This window comes from Pseudomonas sp. PDM13 (genome assembly GCF_025685765.1).
Taxonomy (GTDB): domain Bacteria; phylum Pseudomonadota; class Gammaproteobacteria; order Pseudomonadales; family Pseudomonadaceae; genus Metapseudomonas; species Metapseudomonas solani.
In genome coordinates this window covers 113,764-123,138 of sequence record NZ_JAOTQU010000015.1, presented here as the reverse complement: position 1 = coordinate 123,138, position 9,375 = coordinate 113,764, and the positions used below count along the sequence as shown (strand labels likewise).

3 protein-coding genes are annotated in these 9,375 nt (G+C 67.2%); all 3 read left to right on the top strand.

The window, feature by feature from the left end; translation table 11 throughout:
• Positions 1-89: 89 nt before the first annotated feature.
• The 3 genes from OEJ36_RS16970 to OEJ36_RS16960 all read left to right on the top strand — a co-directional run bounded on the left by OEJ36_RS16970 (position 90) and on the right by OEJ36_RS16960 (position 9,354).
• On the top strand, positions 90-968 hold the full coding sequence (locus OEJ36_RS16970; protein WP_263402504.1) for a peptidylprolyl isomerase: 879 nt from the start codon (positions 90-92) through the stop codon (positions 966-968).
• Positions 955-1,824, top strand: coding sequence for a peptidyl-prolyl cis-trans isomerase (locus tag OEJ36_RS16965; protein WP_263402503.1), 870 nt, complete (start codon positions 955-957; stop codon positions 1,822-1,824). The genes OEJ36_RS16970 and OEJ36_RS16965 overlap by 14 nt, the downstream gene beginning before the upstream one ends.
• A 147-nt stretch (positions 1,825-1,971) precedes the next feature.
• Positions 1,972-9,354, top strand: coding sequence for a hypothetical protein (locus OEJ36_RS16960; protein WP_263402502.1), 7,383 nt, complete (start codon positions 1,972-1,974; stop codon positions 9,352-9,354).
• Positions 9,355-9,375 lie beyond the last annotated feature (21 nt).

The window sequence follows — 9,375 nt, the reverse complement described above, 5'->3', positions numbered from 1 at the left end:
TTTGTGAGTCGAGTCACACCCCTGTTTGTGGCCGACCTGTATATCGCACCCGCGATAAAAGGAATTTGACCTTATAAAGGTGGTGATCCATGAAGCAGTTTCCACGCCTCGCCTTGGCGTCCTCGATCCTGGCCCTGCTCCTGGCGGGCTGTGATTCCTCCAGCGAATCCATCGCCGAGGTCAACGGCAAACCGGTCACCCAGGCGCAGTTCGACGCCTTCCTCAAGTTCAAGCGGGTCCCGGCGCAGAACGCCGAATGGGTCAGCCGCGAGCTGGACGAATACCTGGAGCGCGAAGGCCTGGCCGGCCAGATCGAAGCCCAGGGCCTGCTGCCTGCGGAGCAGGTGGAAACCGAGGTGGCCGAGTTCCGCAAGCAGATGCTGATCAGCCGCTACTTCGAGGAGTTCCTCCGCGAGCGGGTGACCGACGAAGCGGTGCGCAACTTCTACGCCACCAACCCCGACCAGTTCCAGGCGCGCAAGGTGCACGTCGCCCACATCCTCCTGCGCACCAACCCCGGCATGAGCGAGAACGAGCGCCAGGCCCTGCTGAGCAAGGCCCAGGAAGTGCAATCGCGCATCAACGCCGGCGAGGACTTCACCGCGCTGGCCGCCACCTTCTCCGAAGACCAGCTGTCCGCCAAGCAGGGCGGCGACCTCGGCTGGCTGCAGGAAGGCGCCATCGACCCGGCGTTCAGCGGCAAGGTATTCGCCATGAAACCGGGCGAGCTGTCCGAGCCCGTGGTCACCCCCTTCGGCTTCCACGTGATCAAGGTGATCGAAGGGCCGCAGGTGGTGAAGCAGCCGTTCGAAGCAGTCAGTGGCGACATCCGCTATCGCCTGCGCCAGGAGGCCAAGCAGGCCGAACTGGATCGCCTGGCCAAGGCGGCGAAGATCGATCGCAAGACGCCCCCGGCTGCGGCCGAGGGCACTGCCGCCAAGGAAGGCGAAGACCGTGCCGCGGGTTGAGTGGACGCTGGGTTGCCTGCTGGCGGCGCTGCTGCTGGCCGGCTGCCGTGACGACGACGGTGCCGAGGCCCTGGCGCAGGTGCCGGTCGAGCCGTCGGCGACCCTGGTCACGGTGGACGAAAGCCCCATCACCCGGGCGCAGCTGGAGCTGACCGTCGAGCGCACCCTGGGCGAGTCGGCACCGCTGTTCGCCAACGACGAAGTGGAACGCAAGATCCTCGACAGCCTGGTGGCCAGCCGCGCCATGGCCCTGCTGGCCGAGCGCGAGCTGGGTGCCAGTGAGCGCGCCCAGCTGGACCTCAAGGCCCAGGCCTACCGCGAAGAACTGCTGGTGCGCCACTACCTGGAACAGCACGCCACGCCGGAGCCGGTGACCAGCGAGCAGGTGGCCGATTACTACCAGCGCCACCCCGAGGAATTCGGCGGCGGCGTGGAAAAGAGCTTCGAAATCATCACCAGCGACCAGGAGCTGGATGAAGCCCAGCGCGCCGAACTCATCGCACTGCTCAGCGGTGCCGAGGTGCAGGGCAACGACTGGCAGAAGCGGGTGGCCGCCTGGCGCGCCGCCGGCAAGCCGCTGGAATACCGCAGCAATCGCATCAAGCCCGAACTGCTGGAGCAGCCCCTGCGCAGCCTGGTGGAACCCACCGCGGCAGGCAGCATCGCGCCGCTCTACGTGGACGGCCAGATGCTGCTGGTGCGGGTGACGGCCGAGGAGCGCCTGCCGGCCAGGCCGCTTTCGGAAGTGAGTGGCGAGATACGCGAGAAACTGGCGCCGCAGGCCCTCAAGCAGGCGGTGAAAAGCCTGAGTGAAGAGGCGACGCGCCAGGTGAAGGTGCAATACAGCTCGCGCTAGATGAGCCGATTGCGAAGAGCCGGCCGATAGGTGCCGGCATAGGGAAACGGCAGGGCAGCCTGTACAACAGTGGACGGACGAACTATGGGGATGCTGGGGGGGCAGGGCAAGCGGTGCCAGCTGCTGGCGGGGCTGGCATGGCTCCTTTTGACCAGTGGCGGCCTGGCGCAGGCGGCCGAGTCCTGTCGCGCCCTGTTCACCGGTGGCCTGCAGACCCATGGCGCCGGCGGCGTCGTCTTCCAATGGGGCGGCACGCTGCAAGGCAATCCCAGCCAACTGATCGACACCCCCCGTGTACAGAACCCCTGGGGCGCCCCCAGCTGCGGCAGCCGCGACTGCCAGGCCAGCGGCCTGGAGGCGGCCGGCTTCGCCGGCCTGACCCTGCCCGCCATCAAGGGCGAGCATGACCTCAACCTGGGCTATCTCGGCGTGGGCGAAGCGGGTGGCAGCGAGCTCAACCGCTACCGCACCATCAATGTCGACGCCAGCGGCACCCTGACCTTCAACGCCCGCCACCAGGCCTACTACATCCAGCGCCTGAGCATCGGCTATGGCGCCAAGGTCACCCTGGCCCCCGGCCGCTACTGGATCGGCCAGCTGGACATGGCCTCCAACAGCCAGCTGCTGGTCGCCGGCGGCAACGCCCGGGTCATGCTCGGCTCATCGCTGAACCTGCCCTACCAGGCCAGCGTCAACGGCGAGGGCAGCGCCGAAGCGTTGCAGCTCTTCGTTCGCGGCAACCTGAGCCTGGAGTCGTCCGCCACCGTCGGCGCCCTGGCCTATGTGGAAGGGGATTACCGCGGGGCCTTCGCCTCGCGCCTGCGCGGCGGCCTCAACGCCCGCAACGCCGTGGTGGACACCGCCGCGCGCATCGAAACGCGCATGGACGCCATCGCCACCCTGGGCTGGAACACCCAATGCAGCGAGCGCCGCGACCTGGATGGCGACGGTGTGCTCGACCTGTTCGATGAGGACACCGACGGCGACGGCCACGACGACGAAGCCGAGCGCCTGGCGGGCAGCGACCCGCGCAATGGCCAGAGCGTGCCCCAGGTGGCGCCGCCCACCACCCAGCCGAGCCAGTGCACCGCGGCCTTCGCCAAGGGCCTGCAAAGCCATACGGCTGGCGGCCGCATCAGCTTCGGGCTCAACGCCCAGCTGCGTGATGGCGTTTCCGCCTACCTGCCGGCGGGCCGGGTCGACAGCAGCTTCGCTTCCCTGGCCCGCAGCTGCGGCACCCAGGATTGCCAGCCCAGCTACACGCCGGCTCCCGTGCCGCAACTGCCGGCCTTCCTCAAGACCGGCTCCACCTTCAACCAGGACCTGGGCTACGGCGCCACGCAGGTGATGGACGGCAGCCGCACCGAGTGGCGCCGGCTGAATGTCGCCGGCATGGCCACGGCACGCTTCACCAAGCCGGGCGCGTATCGCCTGCGGGAACTGGAAGTGGGTTATCGCGGCACCCTGGAGCTGTCCGCCGGTGACTACTGGATCGAGAAACTCACCCTGGCCAGCGAGGCGCGCATCGTCCCGCGCGGTGTCGGCACCGTGCGTCTGCACGTGGCACAGAACCTCGAACTGCCCTGGCAGGCCCGTCTCAATGCCGAGGCCTCCGGCCAGGCCCGTGATCCCTCGCAGCTGGTGGTGCTGGCCGAAGGCAACGTCGTGCTGGGCTCCAACACCACGGTGGCCGGCTTCGTCTACGCCCGTGGCAACCTGACCCAGCAGTACGCCTCCCAGCTCACCGGTGGCGCCGTGGCGGCGAACCTGAGCCTGGAAACCCAGGCCCAGGCGCGCCAGGACCTGGCCGCGCTGGGCAAGGTCGATTTCGGCCTGCTCTGCGACCTGGATGGCGACGGCATCGGCGACAACCTCGACCCGGACCGCGACGGCGACGGCATCTCCAACGATTACGAGATCCAGCTCGGCTACAACCCGGACGACAAGAACAGTACCCCGCCGGACATGGACAAGGACGGCATCCCGGACGCCCTGGACGACGACCGCGATGGCGACGGCGTACCCAACGCCCAGGACGCCTTCCCGGACGATCCCAAGGAAAGCAGCGACCTCGACGGCGACAAGATCGGCGACAACGCCGACACCGATCGCGACGGCGATGGCGTGTCCAACGACATCGAGATCCAGCTGGGCTTCGACCCCAACGACAAGAACAGCACGCCGCCGGACCTGGACAAGGACGGCATCCCCGATGCCCTGGACGATGACCGCGATGGTGACGGCGTGCCCAACGCCCAGGACGCCTTCCCGGACGATCCCAAGGAAAGCAGCGACCTCGACGGCGACAAGATCGGTGACAACGCCGACCTGGATCGCGATGGCGACGGCATCTCCAACGACTACGAAACCCAGTTGGGTTTCGACCCCAACGACAAGAACAGCACCCCGCCGGATAGGGACCGTGACGGCATTCCCGACGCGCTGGACTACGATCGCGATGGCGACGGTGTAGAGAACGACAAGGACGCCTTCCCGGACGACCCCACGGAAAGCAGCGACCTCGACGGTGACAAGATCGGCGACAACGCCGACACCGACCGCGACGGCGATGGCGTGTCCAACGACATCGAGATCCAGTTGGGCTTCGACCCCAACGACAAGAACAGTACGCCGCCGGACCTGGACAAGGACGGCATCCCCGATGCCCTGGACGATGACCGCGACGGTGACGGCGTGCCTAATGCCCAGGACGCCTTCCCGGATGACCCGGCTGAAAGCAGCGACCTCGATGGCGACAAGATCGGCGACAACGCCGATACCGACCGCGATGGCGACGGCATCTCCAACGACTACGAAACCCAGCTGGGCTTCGACCCCAACGACAAGACCAGCACGCCGCCGGACCTGGACAAGGATGGCATTCCGGATGCGCTGGACGACGACCGCGACGGCGATGGTGTGCCCAACGCCCAGGACGTGTTCCCGGACGATCCCACCGAGAGCAGTGACCTCGACGGCGACAAGATCGGCGACAACGCCGACACCGACCGCGATGGCGACGGCATCTCCAACGACTACGAAACCCAGCTGGGCTTCGACCCCAACGACAAGAACAGCACGCCGCCGGACCTGGACAAGGACGGCATTCCGGATGCGCTGGACGATGACCGCGACGGCGACGGCGTGCCCAACGCCCAGGACGCCTTCCCGGACGATCCCACCGAGAGCAGCGACCTCGACGGCGACAAGATCGGCGACAACGCGGATACCGACCGCGATGGCGATGGCATCTCCAACGATTACGAGACGCAGCTCGGCTTCGACCCCAACGACAAGACCAGTACCCCGCCGGACCTGGACAAGGACGGCATCCCGGATGCGCTGGACGACGACCGCGACGGCGACGGTGTGCCCAACGCCCAGGACGTGTTCCCGGACGACCCCACCGAGAGCAGTGACCTCGATGGTGACAAGATCGGCGACAACGCCGACACCGATCGCGACGGTGATGGCATCTCCAACGACTACGAAACCCAGTTGGGCTTCGACCCCAATGACAAGAACAGCACGCCGCCGGATATGGACAAGGACGGCATCCCGGACGCCCTGGATAACGACCGCGACGGCGATGGTGTTCTGAACCCTGACGACGCCTTCCCGGATGACCCCACGGAAAGCAGCGACCTCGACGGCGACAAGATTGGCGACAACGCCGACACCGACCGCGATGGCGACGGCATCGCCAACGACATCGAAATCCAGCTGGGCTTCGACCCGAACGACAAGAACAGCACGCCGCCGGACCTCGATAAGGACGGCATCCCGGATGCGCTGGACGATGATCGCGACGGCGACGGTGTGCCCAACGCCCAGGACGCATTCCCGGACGACCCCACGGAAAGCAGTGACCTCGACGGCGACAAGATCGGCGACAACGCCGACCCGGATCGCGACGGCGACGGCATCTCCAACGACATCGAAATGCAGCTCGGCTTCGACCCGAACGACAAGAACAGCACGCCGCCGGACCTGGACAAGGACGGCATCCCGGATGCACTGGACGACGACCGTGATGGCGACGGGGTGCCCAACGCCCAGGACGCCTTCCCGGACGATCCCACGGAAAGCAGTGACCTCGACGGCGACAAGATCGGCGACAACGCCGATACCGACCGCGATGGCGACGGCATCTCCAACGACTACGAAACCCAGTTGGGCTTCGACCCCAACGACAAGACCAGCACGCCGCCGGACCTGGATAAGGACGGCATCCCGGATGCACTGGACGATGACCGTGACGGCGACGGGGTGCCCAACGCCCAGGACGCCTTCCCGGACGATCCCACGGAGAGCAGTGACCTCGACGGCGACAAGATCGGCGACAACGCTGATACCGACCGCGATGGAGACGGCATCTCCAACGACTACGAAACCCAGCTCGGCTTCGACCCCAACGACAAGAACAGCACGCCGCCGGACCTGGACAAGGACGGCATTCCGGATGCGCTGGACGATGACCGCGACGGCGACGGCGTGCCCAACGCCCAGGACGCCTTCCCGGACGATCCCACCGAGAGCAGCGACCTCGACGGCGACAAGATCGGCGACAACGCGGATACCGACCGCGACGGCGATGGCATTTCCAACGACTACGAAACCCAGCTGGGCTTCGACCCCAATGACAAGACCAGCACGCCGCCGGACCTGGACAAGGACGGTATTCCGGATGCGCTGGACGATGACCGCGACGGCGACGGCGTGCCCAATGCCCAGGACGCCTTCCCGGATGACCCCACCGAGAGCAGCGACCTCGACGGCGACAAGATCGGCGACAACTCGGACCCGGACCGTGACGGCGATGGTGTCAGCAACGACGACGAAGTAGCTGCCGGCACCAACCCGAACGATCCCACCAGCTTCCCGGATCGCCAGCCGCCGGTCGTGGCCATCGAGGGCCCTGAGGTCATCAGCGTCAACGAAGACAGTGTCACCCTGCGCGGCAGCGCCAATGACAGCGGTTCCGGCATGGCGCGCCTGGAGTTTACCTCCGACCGCTTCCCCGGCACCCGCTTCGCCGTGACTCTGCAAGGCAGCCAGTGGACCGCCAGCGTACCTGTGCTGGAAGGCACCAACCGGCTGACCCTGAGCGCCTTCGACAAGGCCGGTAACCAGGCGAGCCTGGCGCGCACGGTGGAGCGCCAGCCGCTGGCCAGCGACATCGCCCTGACGGTGGACTACCCGCTGCCGAGCGCCACGGTGAAGGACGCCAACCTGGTGGTGCGCGGCCAACTGCGCAGCGACAAGGCCGCCCAGCGCATGGAGGTATTGGTCAACGGCGTGCCGGCCAGCCTGTCGGCCACCGGCCAGGTCACGCTGTTCGGCTTCCAGTCCACGCCCATCACCCTGCAGTCGGGCTCCAACACCCTGACCATCCAGGCCTGGGTGGACCAGCGCAGCATCCAGCGCAGCCTGGTAGTGACCTACCAGCCGCCCCAGGCCAGCTTCAAGCCGCCGCGCTTCGACAACCTCTCGCCCGCCAATGGCAGCTTGCTGCCGGGCAACGGCTTCATGCTCGCCGGCCAGGTATTCGCCGAGGCCGGCCTGGAGCGCATCAGCGTCGGCGGCCGCAACCTGGCCCTGCGCGAGCCGGGCGTCCAGCTGCATGACCTGAAAGAGGCACTGAACGTACCGGTGGGGCAGAGCAGCTACTCCGTCGAACTGCTGGCCCGCGACCGCAGCGGCCAGGAGACCCGCCAGACCCTCAGCTGGAAGCTGGACCTGGTGCCGCCGCAGATCACCCTCGACCAGCCCCTGGTGGAGCTGCCGGCGAAGAACCGCGTCAGCGAGCAGCCCTATTCCCTGAAGGGCACCCTGCGCGAAACCAACCTGTCGAGCTTCCAGATCAACGGCAACGACGTGACCCTGGAGCCCGGTGCCCAGGCCGGCGAGTTCCGCTTCTCCAGCCGCATCGCGCTGCCCATCGGCCAGCCGGTGAGCGTGACCATGGAAGCCCGCGACCAGGCCGGCAACCAGCTGCGCCATGAGTACAGCCTGGAGCTCTCGGCCCAGGCGGCCATCAGCTGGGTCATCCCCACCGAGGGCACCGAACTGCTCAACCTGGGCGAACCGGTCTCCCTGCAGGTGGCGGCGCGCATCGAGGACCTCAGCGGCTTGCTGGCGCCTCGGGCCATGCTGCTGGCGGCCAATGGCGACCTGATCGCCGATGCCCCGCTGACCGGCGACACCACGCTGAAGAGCGCCACGCTGCAGATACCGCCGCAAAGCGGCCAATACCAGCTGCTGGCGGTTCTCCAGGGCGCAAATGGCCAGGTGGTGGCGCAGAGCGCGCGGAACATCAGCCTGGTCACCCCGCAACAGGTGCCGGTGGCCCTGGAGCGCGTCGAGCCGGCGAACAATGCCCGTTTCGTCGAGCCCAACGGCTTCATCAGCCTCTACTTCAACCAGGCCATCGACCTGGCCAAGCTGGAGCTCGATGTCCACCAGACTGCCCACGGCATGTCCTACGTCGACCTCGACGGCCTGGGCACCAGTGCGCTCAAGGCCCAAGGCTACCAACTGGTACGGGTGGACTTCGACCATCAGGACGTGGTCGGCGCCCTCTCCGAGCTGCCGGGCAGCCAGGTGATCGCCTTCTACCCGGAGAAGGACCTGGCCTATGACGCCGAGGTGTCGGTGGAAGTGCGCTACGACGGGCAGGAGCTGGAGCGCCTGCGCTATCGCACCCGTGCACTGCCGACCTTCATCTCCGGCGTGGTGCTGGATCAGTTGCAGGAGCCGGTGGCCAACATCGAAGTGCGCCTGGAGGAGCTGAACCGCAGCGTGCGCACCAACCGCGACGGTGCCTTCAACTTCGGCTTCGGCGACACCGCCGAGCAGACCATCCCCGGTGGCCAGTACCGGCTGCTGCTCAACCCGGGCTCGGGCAACCGTGGCTACGGCGCCGACAGCCGCGCTGTCACCGTCCAGGGCGGCCAGCGCAACGACTTCGGCCAGATGCAGCTGGCGCAGCTCAACACCACGCTGCCCTACGTGCCGGTGAAGGGCGGCAGCCAGCTGAGCCTGCTGGAGGGCGAGCTCAAGCTCGACCTCAGTGGCGCCCGCCTGCAGTTCCCCGATGGCCGCCAGGAGGGTGACCTGCATGTGCAGATGTTGCAGTTCAGCGAGCTGCCGTACCCGGTCGAACCGCTGGCGATGCCCTACTGGATGTATGCGCTGCAACCCGCCGGGGTCAGCGTCCAGGGCTCCATCGGCGTCGACCTCGCCGCCCTGCGCCTGGGCAATACCCTCGACTACCTGCCGCCGGACGGCTCCTACGTGGTGATGGTGGGCCTGGATCGCCAGGCCGCGAGCATCGTTCCGGTGGGCGTCGGCCTGATCGGCAATGGCCGCATCCGCAGCCAGGGTGTCCTGGCTCAGGACAACCTCGATCTCTTCGGCTTCGCCCTGGCCGGCCTCGAAGCGCAACCCGCGCTCAAGGCATACGCCAACGGCGAGCTCAACCTGCGTCAGCTGCAGGCCGAACTCTATCGCTTGAATAAAGGCCGCTGAGGCGGCCAAGGGAATCTCTGA